Source organism: Pseudonocardia sp. Cha107L01 (assembly GCF_052566575.1).
Window position 1 is genome coordinate 1,406,925 of record NZ_CP199579.1, and the last position, 15,146, is coordinate 1,422,070.

Here is a 15,146-nt window from a genome sequence, read left to right on the forward strand (position 1 = left end):
CCACTAGAGCCTGCCTGCTGGTTGAGGGATACGCAGCTTGCTCGGGTGAATATCGACGGTGCTGCGATCTTTGGCCTCGACGCGGTAGATCGCCAGTGCGCCTGCGTCGAGCGCAGGAAGGTGTACTTCGAGGTATCCGCAGGTCTGAAGTGGTGCGAGGTCGGCCAACTGCAACTGGTTCTCCAGCAACTCGCGCATCTGGTGCCCGGCCCTGATGTGTGCGCCATGGATCACGCCCATGTCGACCCAGATCTGTCCGGCATCCGCCTCAGTTATGCCGGCGTACAGACAGATCGCTGTGAAGTCTTGTTTGCTCTGGGTGCGGATGCCGTCCGGCGAAAGCCATCGGCCGAGATTGTTGGCGTTGCATCCCAGCTCATGCAGTCGCCGCGTGGCGCGGTGGACGCCGTCGAGATGCACCGCTCGGCGCAGGGCGCTTTTCCAGCGCTGCTGCTGGCCGCGCAGGGCGCCACAGCGTTCGCCGAGGATCTTGTTTGCGAGCATTGCAAGGGTGTCCTCGTCACCGGTGCGCTGCCGAAGCAAGATGAAGTCGCCCGGTTCGAGATCGCTCGTAGTGACGCTTGTGATCACCTCGCCTTTGGCAGCGCCAGGTGAGACGGTCAGTACCGTGGTGGCCCATTCTGCTGCTTCCAGCAGGACGGTGTGGTTTCCAGCGAGGAGGTAAACGCGGGCGCGCACGCTCTCGAGCGGGCCCGCTTCTTGGCTGTGCGGGCGCAAGGCGACCCAATTGATGGGAGGGGGCTCTACAGCGAAGGCAGAGGCTGCAAGCCTTCGGGAGCGTTGGCCCCTGATCTGCACCGAAGGCATCCCGCCGGCGGGGAGCGCCGAGGGGATCGAGTCGCGGTCCCGCGCGCTGGCCCTCTGGACGAGGGTGACCTGCTCAGCGCGCGGCGAGGTGAAGACCCAATCTGGGAATAGGTTCGATGCTCCTACGACTGTTGGCCGCCGTTGAGGATGCAGACGACCGCGTCGTTCAGTGTGCCGATGTCGGGGTCGTGAGCAGGCCCCGTCGGCGGGTGCCGGACGGGGCCTGGTCGTCGGGGTGGCGCGGTGGTCGTCAGGGTGGCGTGGTCGTGATCAGTCGGCGGTGACTTCGGCGACGGCGGTGCGGGTGGAGGACTCGTCGACGATGGCCTTGTCCGCGGCGAACGCGGCGACCAGCGCCTGGACGGCGAGGTTGTTGACCGCGCGTGGGTAGCCGCGGCTGGTTTGGTGGATTAGCGCGGTGGCGTCGTCGGAGAACAGGGTGTCGGACCGTCCGGCGAGTGCGACGTGATGTCGTAGGTAGCTGCTGGTCTCCTCGCCGGTCATCGGGGGCATGGCGTAGCGCAGTCCGATTCGCTGGTCCAGTGCGGCGAGGACGCCGAGTTTCATCCTTCGCCGCAGGGTCGGCTGGCCGACGAGCAGGCAGGCGAACGGGCTGGTGGAGTCCATGTCGTGGTTAGTGAGCATGCGGATCGACTCGAGCTGGGCGTGATCGAGCAGGTGGGCTTCGTCGATGACCACGACGGGGGTGCGGCCGCGTTCGACCTGCTCGACCGCGAGGGCGTCGACGGTCTGTGGGACCAGGGTGGCGTGGTGGGTCAGGGGTCGCTGCCCGAGGGCGGCGACGATCTGGTGGTGGATGCCGCGGACCCCGACGGTTGGGTTGGGCAGGTAGATGATGGTGTGTCTTGTGGGGTCCAGGGCGGCGAGCGCGGCGCGGACGGCGACGGTCTTCCCGGCCCCGACCTCGCCGGTGATCACTCCGATCCGGTGTTCGGTGACGCACCAGCCGATTCGGGCGACGGCCTCGCCGTGGCTGGCGTGGCGGTGCAGCATCCCGGGGGCGAGGTCGCGGCCGAACGGGGTGCGGGTGAACCCGAAGAAACCTTGCAGCCGGTCGATCACGACGCCACCTCCCGGTTGATCTCGCCGGCGCTGAGCTCGGTGCCGGTGAGCAGGTCGAGCTGACCGGGCAGCTCGACGGCGGCGTTGCTCAGCGCGGCGTAGTTGACGCCGTGGGCGAGCTCGGTCTGGTGCGCGTCGGCGATCAGGCGGGCGTAGTCGATCCCGGTCGCCGCGGGCGCTTCAGGTGGGGTTTCGGGTCGCGCCTTGACATGTGAGTGGCGGCCGATGCGGTGCGGGATCGCTGTCCCGGCTGGGACACCACGCACCCGAACCTGCACTGTGGTGAGGTCGAACGGGTCGAACACCAGCTCGACGCGGTGCCCGACCAGGATCGGGTCGACCTGGTAGGTGTTGCCCTGCAATGACACCAACGCGGTCTTGGTGACCGTGCGGTGGGCCTCCCAGAGGAACGCCTCGGCCAGCGCGGCGGGTGCGGGGAGCGGGAACGGGCCGCCGGCGTGCCAGCGTGCCAGCGGTGGGTGCCCGGTCTCGGAGTGGACTCGGCGGTGATAGACGGTCTCGACCCAGGCGGTGAACAACAGGTTCAGCTCGTCCAGATCCGCGACCAGGTGCCGGCCGGGCTCGCCGGTGAGCTTCCCGGTGATCTCGACGAGGAACTGCTCGCGGACGGTCCGGAAGAACCGCTCGATCTTCCCCCTGCCCTGCGGTCGGCCCGGGGTGGAGTGGATCAACCGGATCCCGAGTGTCGCGCAGGCCCGCAGCAGCCAGGCATCGACGAACGCCGACCCGTTGTCGACATAGACCCCGTCTGGGACGCCGCGCGAGCCCAGCGCCGGGCGCAGCGCCGCGGCCAGGCGCACGGTGTCCTCGGCGAACCCGAACCGGTGCCCGACGATCGCCCGGGAGTGGTCGTCGAGGAACGCGAACAGATACGTCTTGCGGCCGCCGACGGTCGGGCCGTGCAGGGCGTCACCGGTCCAGAGCTCGTTGGGCCGGTCAGCTTCGAACCGGCCGAACACCGCCTCGCTCCCGGGTCCGCCAGCGGCGAGCGCCCCGAGCGCGGCGGCGATCCGCGGGTCCTGGGCGAAGTGGCGTTGCAGGGTTCGTTCCCCGGGCGCCCACCCCATCTGAGAGCGCAGGATGCGCCGAACCTGAGTCGCGGTCCGGGACGGGTTCTCGCGCTTGAGCGCGACCGCCATCTCGATCACCTCGACCGGCAGCCTGGGTGCGGACTGGCGCGGGTCAGGCACCAACGCGTCGAACCCACCCCGGCGCCACGCCCGGATCCACCGGTCCAGCGTGTCGCGGGAGATCGTGCGGCGCCGCCCGGCTGGGTCGAGGTGTTCACGCGCGGCGATCTCACGGACCAGCCGGCCCCGGGCCTTGCTCGACAGCCGCGGGTCAGCGGCCTCGCGGATCAGCTGATAGCGGAACAGCCCGATCGCTCGGGCCCGCTCCGCTCGTACCGCTATTTCGTCGTGTCTCACTGCCATGGGTGAGCCACCTCCTCGTCACGCTCGTCGGACAGAACAAGCGGCGAGCCTCACCGAGGAAGATCACCCAGCATCAGGGGCAACTCGTGTTGATCAGCCCCGCCCGGTCAGAGCGGGCCAGCCCGGCAGCAGCAACCGGCCTGCCGAGACCGCGGCGGCTACCTGCCAGACCGGCACCTCGACGACGGAGAACCGGGTCGCAAGCGCCGCGGCAGCGGCGGTGAGCGCGGCGATCGCGTCCGCCCACGCCGACCCGGCCGGCCCAGGCAGAACCGGATCCGACGCCAGCGCCCGGCACCACCGGGTGAACACCGCGCGGACCCCGTCGACCCGGGCGGCGAAGCGCCGCAACCAGCCACGCACCGTCTCCGGCGGCCGGGCCAACAACGCCGCGATCCGGCGGTGCCCGACACCGGTCGCCTTCGCCGCCAACGCCGCCCCGATCACCGCGGCGGTGTCCGCGCGGCGGACCAGCACCACCACCGGGAGCAGCACATGCGTCGCCCGGCAGCCGGTGCACCGTGATCGCCGCGGCACCATCCGAACCGGGCTGTCCGGCCCGCGGACCGTCCGGGCGCGAGCCCGGCCCCATCCGGCCAGCACGCCCGCGCATCCCGGACACACCAACTGCCCCGATCGGAGACGTTCCTCGACCGCGACCACATCGGTCTCTACCGTGAGCATCGCGCCTCCGAGCGCAACCACACGGCCCTCCCGCACGCTTCCGGCCAAGGACACAGCGGGAGGGCCGTGGCCTACCCCGACCCGAAGATCGTCACGGTGACGGCGCCGACGAACACGGTCAACACGACTCGCCCGAACCAGACCGGATCTGCAAGCTCAACGGCGCAGACCCGGCACTCCGTCGTCATCCCCAGCGGCGGCTGACATACGACCAACTGACTTGCGTGTGCCGGGTAGTCCCGCAGCTCTGGTGCCGTGAGGACTGCTGCGAGCGGAAGTTGAGTTGCGGCGAAATAGTTCCAGACGGCTGGGACACTCTTAGGGTCTCTGATTAGGAGTGTGGCTGAAGTATCGGCGCCATCGGTGACCATCTCCTTGATTGCCTGACTCAAGGCCATGCTTGGGTTTAACGTCAGCTGCTGGAGGGCTTCGAGGGCCTCGGATGCCCAGTACTGCAGCTCTGCGCTTCCCCCTTCTGCGAGCGGAAGAACGGCCGTGGCCGCGCGGGTGTAGTGATCGTGCAGTCCCATGGCTGAGTGATCTGTCGGTAGCGGCAAGGTGTGGAGATGCCACGTTGCCTTCCGAAGCGGCCCGAGAGCGGTGAACCATGGCTCGTCATGAGCCTGAGCCCCAAGAAAGGACTCGAGCCCATGAACGGACAGGCTGAGCCGGTCGGCTTCTCCGTCATCGACGATGGCTCGCAAGATCTCCGCGCTTTTCTGCAACGCATAGAGTTGATCGAGCGATATCAGGTTCATTGTTGCTCCAAGTAAGCGAGCACCTCGACGCCCGCGGGCGTGGGGGTTAGCAAATCCTCCGCATCGGAGAGGCTCCGCGCCCGGTCGGCAAGGACAGCCTCAACAGCAGCGTCCGCCGAGGGCGCGCTGCGGTCGAGCAACATCACAGTCGCCCGAGCGGAGATGCGATTACGCCAACGCAGAATGGCGACAGGTCCGTCGAACACGGCAACCGGAAACGTTTGTTCAGCACGCTTGGGCAACGACTCGGCAGTTGCAGCAAGCAGGTCAGCACGGTACGGAGTTCCGGGCAGGATGTGGGGCCGGACGACCTGCGCTGCAGTGACAGAAAGGGAGGCGCCCCGGGCCAGACAGATGGAGCCGAGCTCCTCCGCGAGTGTTCGCATGCTGCCGACAGCGGCGCTAAGCGGTGTTGAGCACGAGCAATAGGCCCGGCTGTCGATGCCAGGGAGCAGATTGGCGAGGAGGCGATCTGCTGTCGTCTGCCACGAGTAAGGGCCCACCTGGGATCTAGTTTTGCCACGAGGATGGGACCAGGGGCTTGCCAGTGATGGGACCACCTGTTTGCCAGTAGTGGGACCACCCGGCGTGGCTCCCCGCCTTCCGGTCGTGCGGCCGTTGTGGTCGTCCGCATGTCCTATCGGGAGGTGTCCGTGATCGAGGTTAGAGAGATCCTTCGGCTGTGGTTGGAAGGCCGTTCGCTGCGCGCTGTGAGCACGTTGGCGGGGGTGGACCGCAAGACGGTCCGCCGGTACGTCGCTGCCGCTGAGGCGGCCGGGCTGGCCCAGGAGTGCGGCCCTGAGCAGCTGACCGATGAGCTGCTCGGGACGGTCCTGGGCGCGGTGCGACCGGACCGCCCACGCGGTGTTGGGGCGGCCCGGGAGTCCCTGGATGCCCATCGGGAGCAGATCGCGGCCTGGCTGAAACAGGGGCTGACCTTGGCCAAAGTCCATGTGCTGCTGGGCCGGCGCGGGGCGGTGGTGCCCTATCGCACGCTGCACCGCTACGCGGTCAGCGAGTTGGCCTTCGGCCGGCGCCAGCCCACGGTCCCGGTTGTCGACGGCAACCCTGGTGAGGAGCTACAGGTCGATTTCGGTCGACTCGGGCTGATCCCGGACCCAGTTCGTGGGGCACGGCGGGTCGCCCATGGGCTGATCTTCACCGCGGTGTATTCGCGGCACATGTTCCTTTACCCGACTCACCGCCAAACACTCGAAGAAGTGATCGCCGGGTTCGAGGCCGCCTGGGCGTTCTTCGGTGGCGTTTTCAAAGTCGTCATTCCCGATAATATGAAATCGATCGTCGATCAGGCCGATAACATCGAACCCCGGCTCAATGATAGTTTCCGCGAATACGCCCAAGCTCGGGGCTTCGTAGTCGACCCGGCGCGGGTCCGCCATCCTCGGGACAAACCCAGGGTCGAAAAATGTGTGCAATATGTACGGTCCAGCTTCTTCGCCGGGGAGGACTTCACCGATCTGAACGACTGCCGGGCCCGCGCCGTGTTGTGGTGCGCCCAGGTCGCCGGAACGCGTATCCATGGCACCACCTGCGCACGCCCAGCTGAGGTGTTCGACGCCGAGGAAGCACCCCTGCTGCTGGCGGCCCCCGCGCAGAGGTTCGCGATCCCGGTCTACACCAAACCCAAGGTCGCACCTGATCGGCATGTCGAGGTGGCCAGAGCGCTGTATTCGGTGCCCGGGGAGCTGATCGGGCAGCGGCTGACCGCTCGTGCTGATGGGCACACGGTCAAGCTGTTCCGCCGCGGCCAGCTGATCAAAGTTCATCTCCGGCAGGAACCGGGGCGGCGGCGCACCGACCCGGCGGATCTGCCCAGCGAGGTGTCCACCTACGCGATGCGCGACCTCGACGCGCTGGCTCGCCGCGCGACTGGCTATGGCGAGCACATCGGCGCCTACGCGGCCGCGCTGCTGGATCATCCGCTGCCCTGGACCAAGATGCGCCAGGTCTATCGGCTCCTCGGACTGGTCCGCCGCCACGGCGCTGACCGGGTCGAACAGGCATGCAAGCGGGCCTTGGAGGTCGAGGCGGTCAACGTCGGGCTAATCGACCGGATGCTCACCCGGGGGCTGGAAGCCGACACCACCCGCGGCACCGCCACCGGCCAGCTCGCCATCCCCATCCCGGCCGCCGTTGATACCGCCGCCTCGAAGGTGGTGCCCGCCGCGCGACGGTTCGTCCGCGACGCCGGCGAGTTCGCCACCGGTGCCACCGGGCAGATGCGGCGCCCGTCGTGACCACCAACGCCCGTCCCAGCCCCGTCCCGCGCGGGTCCGTGCAGCGAGTCGAGGTATCCGGCGATCTCAAGGACCTGATGCGCCGGCTCAAACTCGGGCGGCTGCTCGACACCCTGCCCGAACGCCTCGCGTTGGCCCGCACCCAACACCTGCCGCATCACGAGTTCCTGGAGATGCTGTTCGCTGATGAGGTCACCCGCCGCGACCAACAAGCCACCCTGCTGCGCGCCCGCTCCGCGCACCTGGACCCGACCATGGTCCTGGAGGCCTGGGACGACTCCACGGCCGTCGCGTTCGACCGGACACTGTGGGCAGAGTTGTGCTCGCTGCGATTCCTCACCCAAACGAACAATGTGCTCATCATGGGACCCGTGGGAGTGGGGAAAACATTCCTGGCCAACGCCCTCGGGCATGCCGCGGTCCGCCGCAAATACACCGTGCACATCGAACGTGCCGACAAACTGTTCAAACGGCTACGCGCCGCCCGTCTCGATCACACCCACGAAGAGGAAATGCGGAAACTGCACCGGGTTGAACTATTGATACTCGACGATCTGGCATTGCACCCGCTGGGCACCGAGCAGACCAGTGATTTTTATGAGCTGATCGTGGAACGCCACCGCGAGGCCTCCACGATCATCACCTCGAACCGGGAACCCCCAGAGATGCTGACCATGATGGCCGACCCGCTGCTGGCCCAGTCCGCGATCGACCGGCTGCAGTCCGCCGCCTTCGAACTCATCGTCGAGGGCCAAAGCTACCGCCAGCGCCAACGACCACGCATCGGCCAACCCCTCGACGCCGCGCAGGAGGACAGATGACCGAGAAACGTTGACGTCAACCACGTCCCTACACGACGATCAGCACACGGCCCACGACCGCCGAAGTGGTCCCTAGCTGGTGACAAAACGGTGGTCCCTTACTCGTGGCACCTGACATCTGCCGCGGGCGCGCGCCGCCGCCCGAAGTCCTCCTCACCGGGCCCCAGAGGCTGGATGTCCGAGCACTTGTCCCATCGGCGGCGGGCGCCACCGAGATCTAGGTATTGCTGACCAGCGCGGACGTCGACACCCTGAATGCGGCTGCAAGTGTAGAACTTGTTCCTGTCGAGGTGGCGGACCCAAGTACCTTCAGGTAGGCGTCGAAGCATCTGCCAGTGTGTGGCTGGGTCGGGATCCTGCTCGTAGAGCGTTTCAGCCACTCCCAGCAGAGCCAGGACGGCGGCCGCCTGCCGGGTGGGCAGGGTGACCAGAATATTCAGGCGTTCGTTTGCCGAAGTGTGTTGGGCGGCAGTTGAGCCAAGCCTCCAGAGCCATGAGGCCCACGTACTCAGCGGAGCGAGCGGGTCCTCCGTCCCCCAGTGGACCGCTACCGGCATCGGCCCCCTAGTCCGTTGGCTTGGCACCACCATGGCAGGGGGCACCGACAGTCCGGACGTGGTCGGCGAGGGGGAAACGGGCTGGGCCGGCACCTGCAGTCCATCACTAGCCAGAGGCGCCCACGGTAGGGCGTCGGTATGATCCGCGGCGCCCATGCCTGCTGCCCGTCTGTTTGGTGGATAGTGGACCAAGTGGCTCTTCAGCTCGACCGACGATTTGCTGCAGTCGTTTCTGAGATCGCACGCAGTGTGTTCCTCGTTACACTCCGCCACTATCGTGGTCAGTGTTCACCCAGGACCACTAACCTGCTCCTCGCTGAGCAATGAACGCTACGCCAATTGGGTTGCATGCGGGCCCATCCTCGAATCGGATGGCCTAATAGTTCTCGTACGGCCAAACTAGGCGGCGCGTCGACGTAATGGATCTATCAGCACTGCGGCGCGATCCGCCCACCCGGAGGTTGCACGAGGCGCTAGCTCGCGGAGTCGAGCGTCGTGCGGGTCAAGGTCAGATTCCCGAATCTCGAAAGCGTGCAGGGCATGAACCCTGGTGGGATCAGACTCCACCGCCATTTCGCGGTCTGGTTGCAAGGTCAAATCCACGGACAGGGTGTGTGACGGTTAACGTGTGATCTTCCTGCTCTCGCTGGCCGCTGAGCGCCGGAATGTCGCTGGTGGATACCAATCCCATGAGCAGCACACAGCCCACTGGACCGCCCGCCGCCGACGCCTGCAGAGGATTGACTACGTCGGTCCGAGGCGCGGTGGAGTCAGGCGCGGGCTGCGGAAACGCCTCGACCCGGACCGGTCGAGTCGCTGCGCGGAATCCGTACCAGCTGCCCGACCGCCCCCCGAACCTCCCGAGACGAGTGGTTGCATTTCTGGTTGCGATCGCTGGTTGCCACCAGCGATCGGCGCCTACCGGCGCAACCGCTTGACCAGCCAGAACCGATCCGGCGATCGGCGCCGATCATGGGGTCGCAGATCTCGAAAGCGTGTGAGGTGCAAGCCTCCGTGGGTTCAAATCCCACCGCCACCGCCATCTGGCCTGCGGAACGCCGGTCGGGCCGATCATGGTCCGGTCGGCGTCAGTCTCGTTTAGTCTCAGTTGGTGCACGCTTGCGCTATCCACCGGCGTTCGCCGGTTGAGTCGGCGCAGGTCACCGTCGTGCGAGTCGGCAAGAGCTGAGCGTGCGAAGTCGCGTCTAAGGTCCCGATCAGCGGGGTGTGGCGGTCGGCCGAAGCGCGACGGTGGCTGCTCCGTCGTATGCCTCGCAGGCGACCACTGCGTTCTCAACTGCCACGTCGTCGTTGGTCGCAGCAGCCTTTGCCGGCTGACCACCCGTCCTAGCCTCGGGAATGACTGACCGCCGACGTGCAACTCATGGTTGCGTTTTGACGGCTCCGTGTTTATGGTGCAACCATCGGTTGCGAATGTAGGGGAGCGGTTCATGGAATACGGCACCATCGAGCGCGAGATCCACATCGCGGCCGCCCCGGAGGTGGTCTACGAAGTGATCACGAGGCCTGGGCACATCGCGCAGTGGTGGGGCTTCGACGTCACGTTGCCGGCGGAGCCGGGTAGCGCGGGGCGGATGACCCGGCAGCGGCGGGACGGGAACGGGTCGGTCGTCGTGCCGGTCCTCGTCGTCGAGGCGGACCCGCCGCGGCGGTTCGTGTTCCGCTGGGTCCAGCCGGAGGGTCAGCCGGCAACGCCGGAGAACTCGTTCCTCGTGACGTTCGAAGTCGCGCCCGCCGACGGCGGGACGCTGCTGCGCGTCACCGAAGCCGGGTTCCGGGAGATCGGCTGGGAGGCCGCGCAGCTCGAGGCGTACTACCGCGACCACGGTGCTGGCTGGGACGAGCACCTCGCGAGCCTCGCGGCGTACGCGGCAGGGCTGGTGCGGGCGTGAGTCCGACGATCGACGACGAGCTGTGGTCGGCGATCGGTGACTCGACCAGACGCCGCCTGCTGGACCTGCTGCTGGCCGACGGCTCCGGCACGGCAACCAGCCTGAGCGGCTGCATGCCGGTCACCCGTCAGGCGGTTGCAAAGCACCTGGGCGTCCTGGAGCGCGTCGAACTGGTCGCTCCCCGCAAGGACGGCCGCGAGGTGCGGTACGTGGTCAACGAAGCGCAGTTCGCCCGGGCCGTCGAGCAGCTGGCCTCCGTCGGCGCGGCGTGGGATGCGCGACTGCGTCGTATCAAGGCGATCGCCGAGTCGATCCAGACACTGCGATCGGTGGACGGGCCTGACGGCCCAGGCGAAAGGAATGCAGAGAAATGACCGACATTGGAGAGCGCTCCGCGACGCCGGCGAAACCGAGCGAGGACTACCAGCGGACGATCCGCGTGCAGGCAGCTCCCGACGCGTTGTTCGATGCTCTGACCACGGTCTCCGGACTGTCCGCCTGGTGGACCCGTGCCACGGGATCCGGTGACGCCGGCGGCGAGCTCAAGTTCCACTTCGACCACCCTGAGCCGTGCGTCATGCGCGTCGATCAGGCGACCCGGCCGAGATCGGTGCACTGGACCACGACCACCTGCGACTTCCTGCCTGACTGGGTCGGAACGCGTCCGACCTTCACCATCAATCCGGTCGACGGCGACGCGTCCGAGCTCCGCTTCCGCCACCACGGTCTGAGCACGGAGCTGGACTGCATCGAGCAGTGCACTCGCGGCTGGGACCACTTCCTCGACAGCCTGCGTCAGTACGTCGAGGTCAGCCGCGGCATGCCGCACGGCAGTAGCGAGGACAGAGCCCGCCGCGGATCGAGCTAGTGGCGCACGAGGGCGGGCCCGGCCAGCTCGTAGGAGGCCGAAGGCCTCGTCCACCGCCACCGCCAAGGAGCTGCGAGAACGCTGACTGAGCCGATCAAGGTTCGGTCAGTGTTTCGCAGGCTGGTTGCAATTGGTCGATACGGCGCCGTGCTCGGATCGAGCCGGTGGCGTGACTCCGGCCGGATCTTGGCCGGACATTCGCTGACACCCTCACGATCGATGGTCAACTAGCCGGTATACGGCTGCCCATCTCAAGTGGGTTCGGCGGGAGCCGAGAGAGGGAGCCGGACCTGCAATGTCGTGCCCTCCCCCGGTGGGCTGTGCACGGTGATCGTTCCGCCGAGCGCCTCGACCCGGTCGGTGAGCCCGGTCAGCCCAGAGCCGTTGGCCGGATCCGCGCCGCCGATGCCGTCGTCGCGCACGGTCAGCCGCAGGCGACCGTCCACCACGTCGGCCGCAACCCAGATGGTCGTGGGTCGCGCGTGTTTGGCGGCGTTTGTGAACGCCTCCGCGACCACGTAGTAGGCCGCGACCTCCACATGGTCCGGGAGGCGGCCACCGAGGTTGATGTCGAGTTCGACCGGGAGCGGCGAGCGGCGGGCCAACGCCTCGAGCGCTGGATCCAGGCCGCGCCTGGCAAGCAATGCCGGGTGAATGCCGCGCGAGATCTCCCGCAGGTCGTGCAGTGCGGCGACCAGACCGTCGGCGATGTCAGCCAGGTCAGTTCTCAGCTGGGGCTGCGTGTCGGGGACGCTGGCCTGCGCGTTGCGCACTTCGAGCGCGAGTGAGACGAGCCACTGCTGGGTGCCATCGTGCAGGTCGCGCTCGATGCGGCGGCGGATGTTGTCGGTGGCGGTCACCACACGCGCCCGCGATGCCGTGAGGTCGGCCCGCGCCTGGGTGTTGGCGATGGCGGTGCCCACGAGGTCGGTGAAGTCGGCCAGCCTCAGCTCGATGCCCGAGGGGAGCGGCTCGTCCGCCTTGGAGAACGCGCTCATTGCGCCCCAGAGCCGCCCCTCCACCGTGATCGGGGCGCCGACGGTCGAACGGATGCCGCTCTCGCGGGCGATGGCGGCGACGGACCCGGGAGCGCCTTCGTAGTCCTCGATGCGCGCCGGCCTGCCGCTGCTGCGCACCAGAGATCCGATGTTGCGCCCATCCAGCGCGATCCTCGTGCCCGCCGGGACGATCGTCGGCTCACCCCAACTGGCGACGATGGTCGCCGTCCCATCGGCCTCGTAACGCATCAAGCGCGTGCCGTCGACGTCGAGCAGCCGAGCCACCTCCTCGTTGACCGCGGGGAAGACCTTATCCGGCGGGGTGCCCTCCGCGACGACGGTGGCGACCCGGCGCAGGGCGGCCTGCTCTTCAAGCAGATTGGCGAGCTCCGATTGGCTGCGCTGCAGCGAGCTGGCCATGGTGTTGAAAGACTTCTCGAGCACTCCGATCTCGGCGACTCCGGTCGTCGGCATGCGGGTCGACAGATCGCCGCTCGCGAGTCGGTGAGCCGTCACGGATGCCTGGCGGACCGGTCGTACGATCGCCCGGCTCAGGTAGGAGGCGAAGAAGCCGACCAGCACGACGGTCCCGGCCAGCCCGGCGATCGCGGCGATAGTCGCCTGGTTGGCGTTCTCACGCGCGCGGTCATCGCGCTCCGCGGCGACTCGCTGCTCGGTCTGCTCCAGCGTGTTGAAGTCCCACCGGATATCGTCGAACATTACCTGGCCCAACTGCGCGTTCTCCACACTGCGCGCGGTCGGATCGCCGCGTTCCGCCGCCGCTATGAGCGGGCGGAAATAGTCCCGGATGTACGATTCGCCCTTGAGTTTGATCGCCTGTGCTGTTCCTGACACGTGGATCGCAGTCAGCCTCGCGGGCACCTCGTTCTGCTCCGCACTCTTGGTGAGGTCGACAAGCTCGCTGCTGGCCTGTGGAAAACTGGCCTCGCCGGCGTGTGCCGGTTGCAGGAACCGGTCTTCGCCGGTCAGCAAGTAGCCGCGGGTTCCTGTTTCGATATCGACTAGGAGTCGCTCGACTCTAGCCGCGGCGGCCAGCACCTCCTGGGAGTTTCGAGCCAACTGAGCCGAGCTTCGCTGATCACCGATCGTCAGCAGCAACACGGCGAATGCGGCGCTCGTCAGCAGCGTGAGCAGCGCGCTAGCGATGGCCATACGGCGGGTCAGGCCGCCGCGCACGGTGGCTTACCTCCTGAGCTGTGCGACATGTGAACGGCGATGTGCTTCTGTGTGCGGGCCTGGCGTGCCTTCTCGAGCGCTCCGGCTCTGCTGTGGCCGGTCAAGTCGGCGACGCCGAGGAACTCCTTGACCTCGTACGCACGCACGCCCCGGATCTGGTCCTCGTAGACATCCGGATGCCGCCGACACACACCGAGGAGGGGGCTGGAGGCGGCGCGCGCGATCCGGGTGGAGTTTCCGCGCATTGCGATCCTGCTCCTCTCCGCGCACATCGAATCGAGCACGCGATGGAGCTGCTGGCCAGCGGTGGCCGGGTCGGATACCTGCTCAAGAGTCGTGTGACCGAAGTCGAAGAATTTTACACAGATGCTGAACCCGGTCGCCGGGGCGGCGCCATGATCGACCCGTCGCTGGGGCACGAGCTTGTCCCGGTGCGGCGGCGGGACGATTCGCTGGCCGTTCTCAGCCCGCGGCAGCAGGAGGTGCTTGCTTTCATGGCTGAGGGGCGCTCCAATACGGGCCCCGCCCGTCAGCTGTGGGTAACGGAAGGCACAGTCGAGAAGCACGTGAGCTTTCAATGACGCTCTGGCTCGCAAGGAAGAGTTCTCGGTGAAACGTGCAATGACCTTCGCGGTGGCCGCTGTTGCCTCGGGAGCTTTGCTCACCGGGTGCACGACGGCCCAGGTAGCCCCGGCGAAACACCCTTCGGACACGCTGTCGCTGTCGCCGACGCCGACGCCGCAGGGCGAGCGCCCGGCCTTGAGCACGACGAAGCCCACCAAGCCAGTCAAGATCGCGATCATCGCGATCGAGAACAACCCGTTCTTCGCGCAGGTGAAGACCGGATATGACGCGGTCAAGCCCAAGATCGAAGCCACCGGCGGCACAGTCGACTGGATCACCGCGGGTACCGACGTGACAGTCGACAGCGTGGGTGACGCGATCAACGCCGCCGTCGACGACGGCTATAACGCCATCGCCGCGCTGATGCCCGGTGATGGCATCTGCGCCTACGTTCGGCAGGCGACCGCCAAGGGTGTGCTCGTCGCGGCCTACAACGGCGATGCGTCGTGCGCCCAGAGCTCAGGTGCTCTCTTCTTCCATGGCCAGGATCTCCGCGCCGCTGGCGCGCAGGCTGGAAAGCTGATGTGCACTGCCACGAAGGACCTGGCCAGCGCGAGCAAGCCCGGTGTCGTCGGCGTCGAGACCGAGTCATTCACGTTCCAGGCGCTCGAGGAGCGCCGTCTCGGGTTCCTTGACGGACTCATGCAGAACTGCCCGTGGGTGACCCAGTTCGGCGATGGCGTCGATTACCAAGCGTCGACCGATCGGGTGGCATCCGCGACACGTGACTATCTGACCTCCACGGAGAACCTCGTCGGGATCTACGTGACCGGCGGCAACCCGCAGGTCGCGGCCCAGACCGTGGCGTCGGCGGGCAAGACATCGACGGTCAAGGTGATCGGCTTCGACTTCACCGCGGAGAACGTGGCCCAGATCAAGGCCGGCAATATGTACGCAGCCATCGGCCAGGACCCGTACGGCCAGTCCTACGACACCATCGTCTGGCTGTACAAGGCGCTGGTCGACAAGCAGAAGCCGTCGCCTGACTACTTCATCCCTACGGCGGCCGTGGTCGGGACCCACGCCAACATCACCACGGTCTCGGCCACGAAGTAGCAGGTCGGAATGCAGGTCATCGGTCGGTTGGGTGCCCCAGCAATACC

General features: G+C 67.2%; 15 protein-coding genes. 7 read left to right on the plus strand and 8 right to left on the minus strand.

The window, feature by feature from the left end:
* Positions 1–3 precede the first annotated feature (3 nt).
* The 6 genes from ACTXG6_RS06665 to ACTXG6_RS06690 all read right to left on the minus strand — a co-directional run bounded on the left by ACTXG6_RS06665 (position 4) and on the right by ACTXG6_RS06690 (position 5,193).
* Positions 4–738: a hypothetical protein gene (locus ACTXG6_RS06665; protein ID WP_445186882.1), complete on the minus strand. Its 735-nt coding sequence runs from the start codon at positions 736–738 to the stop codon at positions 4–6.
* Between the two features lie 360 nt (positions 739–1,098).
* Complete coding sequence (locus tag ACTXG6_RS06670; RefSeq protein ID WP_445186883.1) at positions 1,099–1,911, minus strand: ExeA family protein; 813 nt, start codon at positions 1,909–1,911, stop codon at positions 1,099–1,101.
* A complete protein-coding gene (locus tag ACTXG6_RS06675; RefSeq protein ID WP_445186884.1) occupies positions 1,908–3,365 on the minus strand; it encodes a DDE-type integrase/transposase/recombinase in 1,458 nt (485 codons plus the stop codon). Before ACTXG6_RS06675 ends, ACTXG6_RS06670 begins: the two co-directional genes overlap by 4 nt.
* Positions 3,366–3,458: 93 nt before the next feature.
* On the minus strand, positions 3,459–4,049 hold the full coding sequence (locus ACTXG6_RS06680) for a hypothetical protein (protein WP_445186885.1): 591 nt from the start codon (positions 4,047–4,049) through the stop codon (positions 3,459–3,461).
* 71 nt (positions 4,050–4,120) lie between these two features.
* A complete protein-coding gene (locus tag ACTXG6_RS06685; protein WP_445186886.1) occupies positions 4,121–4,807 on the minus strand; it encodes a hypothetical protein in 687 nt (228 codons plus the stop codon).
* The gene (locus ACTXG6_RS06690) at positions 4,804–5,193 is read right to left on the minus strand and encodes a hypothetical protein (RefSeq protein WP_445186887.1); all 390 of its coding nucleotides are present in this window, start codon (positions 5,191–5,193) and stop codon (positions 4,804–4,806) included. Before ACTXG6_RS06690 ends, ACTXG6_RS06685 begins: the two co-directional genes overlap by 4 nt.
* A 246-nt stretch (positions 5,194–5,439) precedes the next feature.
* On the opposite strand from ACTXG6_RS06690, the gene istA reads away from it, so the two are divergent.
* From istA to ACTXG6_RS06715, 5 genes are all read left to right on the plus strand, one after another.
* Positions 5,440–7,065: an IS21 family transposase gene (gene istA, locus ACTXG6_RS06695; protein WP_445186888.1), complete on the plus strand. Its 1,626-nt coding sequence runs from the start codon at positions 5,440–5,442 to the stop codon at positions 7,063–7,065.
* The gene (locus ACTXG6_RS06700) at positions 7,062–7,886 is read left to right on the plus strand and encodes an ATP-binding protein (protein ID WP_445186889.1); all 825 of its coding nucleotides are present in this window, start codon (positions 7,062–7,064) and stop codon (positions 7,884–7,886) included. Before istA ends, ACTXG6_RS06700 begins: the two co-directional genes overlap by 4 nt.
* 2,008 nt (positions 7,887–9,894) lie before the next feature.
* On the plus strand, positions 9,895–10,356 hold the full coding sequence (locus tag ACTXG6_RS06705) for an SRPBCC domain-containing protein (protein WP_445186890.1): 462 nt from the start codon (positions 9,895–9,897) through the stop codon (positions 10,354–10,356).
* Positions 10,353–10,730 (plus strand): ArsR/SmtB family transcription factor, encoded by a 378-nt coding sequence (locus ACTXG6_RS06710; RefSeq protein WP_445186891.1) that lies wholly within the window; start codon positions 10,353–10,355, stop codon positions 10,728–10,730. Before ACTXG6_RS06705 ends, ACTXG6_RS06710 begins: the two co-directional genes overlap by 4 nt.
* Complete coding sequence (locus tag ACTXG6_RS06715) at positions 10,727–11,224, plus strand: SRPBCC family protein (RefSeq protein WP_445186892.1); 498 nt, start codon at positions 10,727–10,729, stop codon at positions 11,222–11,224. The genes ACTXG6_RS06710 and ACTXG6_RS06715 overlap by 4 nt, the downstream gene beginning before the upstream one ends.
* A 251-nt stretch (positions 11,225–11,475) precedes the next feature.
* Here ACTXG6_RS06715 and ACTXG6_RS06720 read toward each other — a convergent pair whose 3' ends face one another.
* Together ACTXG6_RS06720 and ACTXG6_RS06725 are read right to left on the minus strand one after the other, a co-directional pair.
* A complete protein-coding gene (locus tag ACTXG6_RS06720) occupies positions 11,476–13,419 on the minus strand; it encodes a CHASE3 domain-containing protein (RefSeq protein WP_445186893.1) in 1,944 nt (647 codons plus the stop codon).
* On the minus strand, positions 13,404–13,703 hold the full coding sequence (locus ACTXG6_RS06725) for a hypothetical protein (protein ID WP_445186894.1): 300 nt from the start codon (positions 13,701–13,703) through the stop codon (positions 13,404–13,406). Before ACTXG6_RS06725 ends, ACTXG6_RS06720 begins: the two co-directional genes overlap by 16 nt.
* A gap of 3 nt (positions 13,704–13,706) precedes the next feature.
* Between ACTXG6_RS06725 and ACTXG6_RS06730 the strand changes: the two genes are divergently transcribed.
* Together ACTXG6_RS06730 and ACTXG6_RS06735 are read left to right on the plus strand one after the other, a co-directional pair.
* Positions 13,707–14,000 (plus strand): LuxR C-terminal-related transcriptional regulator, encoded by a 294-nt coding sequence (locus ACTXG6_RS06730; protein ID WP_445186895.1) that lies wholly within the window; start codon positions 13,707–13,709, stop codon positions 13,998–14,000.
* Between the two features lie 28 nt (positions 14,001–14,028).
* Positions 14,029–15,099 (plus strand): sugar ABC transporter substrate-binding protein, encoded by a 1,071-nt coding sequence (locus ACTXG6_RS06735; RefSeq protein WP_445186896.1) that lies wholly within the window; start codon positions 14,029–14,031, stop codon positions 15,097–15,099.
* Positions 15,100–15,146: the final 47 nt, after the last annotated feature.

What these genes read in the sequence shown, in the direction of transcription:
- ACTXG6_RS06675 (WP_445186884.1), bottom strand. Translation starts at nt 3,365, where the DNA reads ATGGCAGTGAGACACGACGAAATAGCGGTACGAGCGGAGCGGGCCCGA.
- ACTXG6_RS06680 (WP_445186885.1), bottom strand. Translation starts at nt 4,049, where the DNA reads ATGCTCACGGTAGAGACCGATGTGGTCGCGGTCGAGGAACGTCTCCGA.
- ACTXG6_RS06685 (WP_445186886.1), bottom strand. Translation starts at nt 4,807, where the DNA reads ATGAACCTGATATCGCTCGATCAACTCTATGCGTTGCAGAAAAGCGCG.
- ACTXG6_RS06690 (WP_445186887.1), bottom strand. Translation starts at nt 5,193, where the DNA reads ATGCGAACACTCGCGGAGGAGCTCGGCTCCATCTGTCTGGCCCGGGGC.
- istA (WP_445186888.1), top strand. Translation starts at nt 5,440, where the DNA reads ATGTCCTATCGGGAGGTGTCCGTGATCGAGGTTAGAGAGATCCTTCGG.
- ACTXG6_RS06705 (WP_445186890.1), top strand. Translation starts at nt 9,895, where the DNA reads ATGGAATACGGCACCATCGAGCGCGAGATCCACATCGCGGCCGCCCCG.
- ACTXG6_RS06715 (WP_445186892.1), top strand. Translation starts at nt 10,727, where the DNA reads ATGACCGACATTGGAGAGCGCTCCGCGACGCCGGCGAAACCGAGCGAG.
- ACTXG6_RS06730 (WP_445186895.1), top strand. Translation starts at nt 13,707, where the DNA reads ATGGAGCTGCTGGCCAGCGGTGGCCGGGTCGGATACCTGCTCAAGAGT.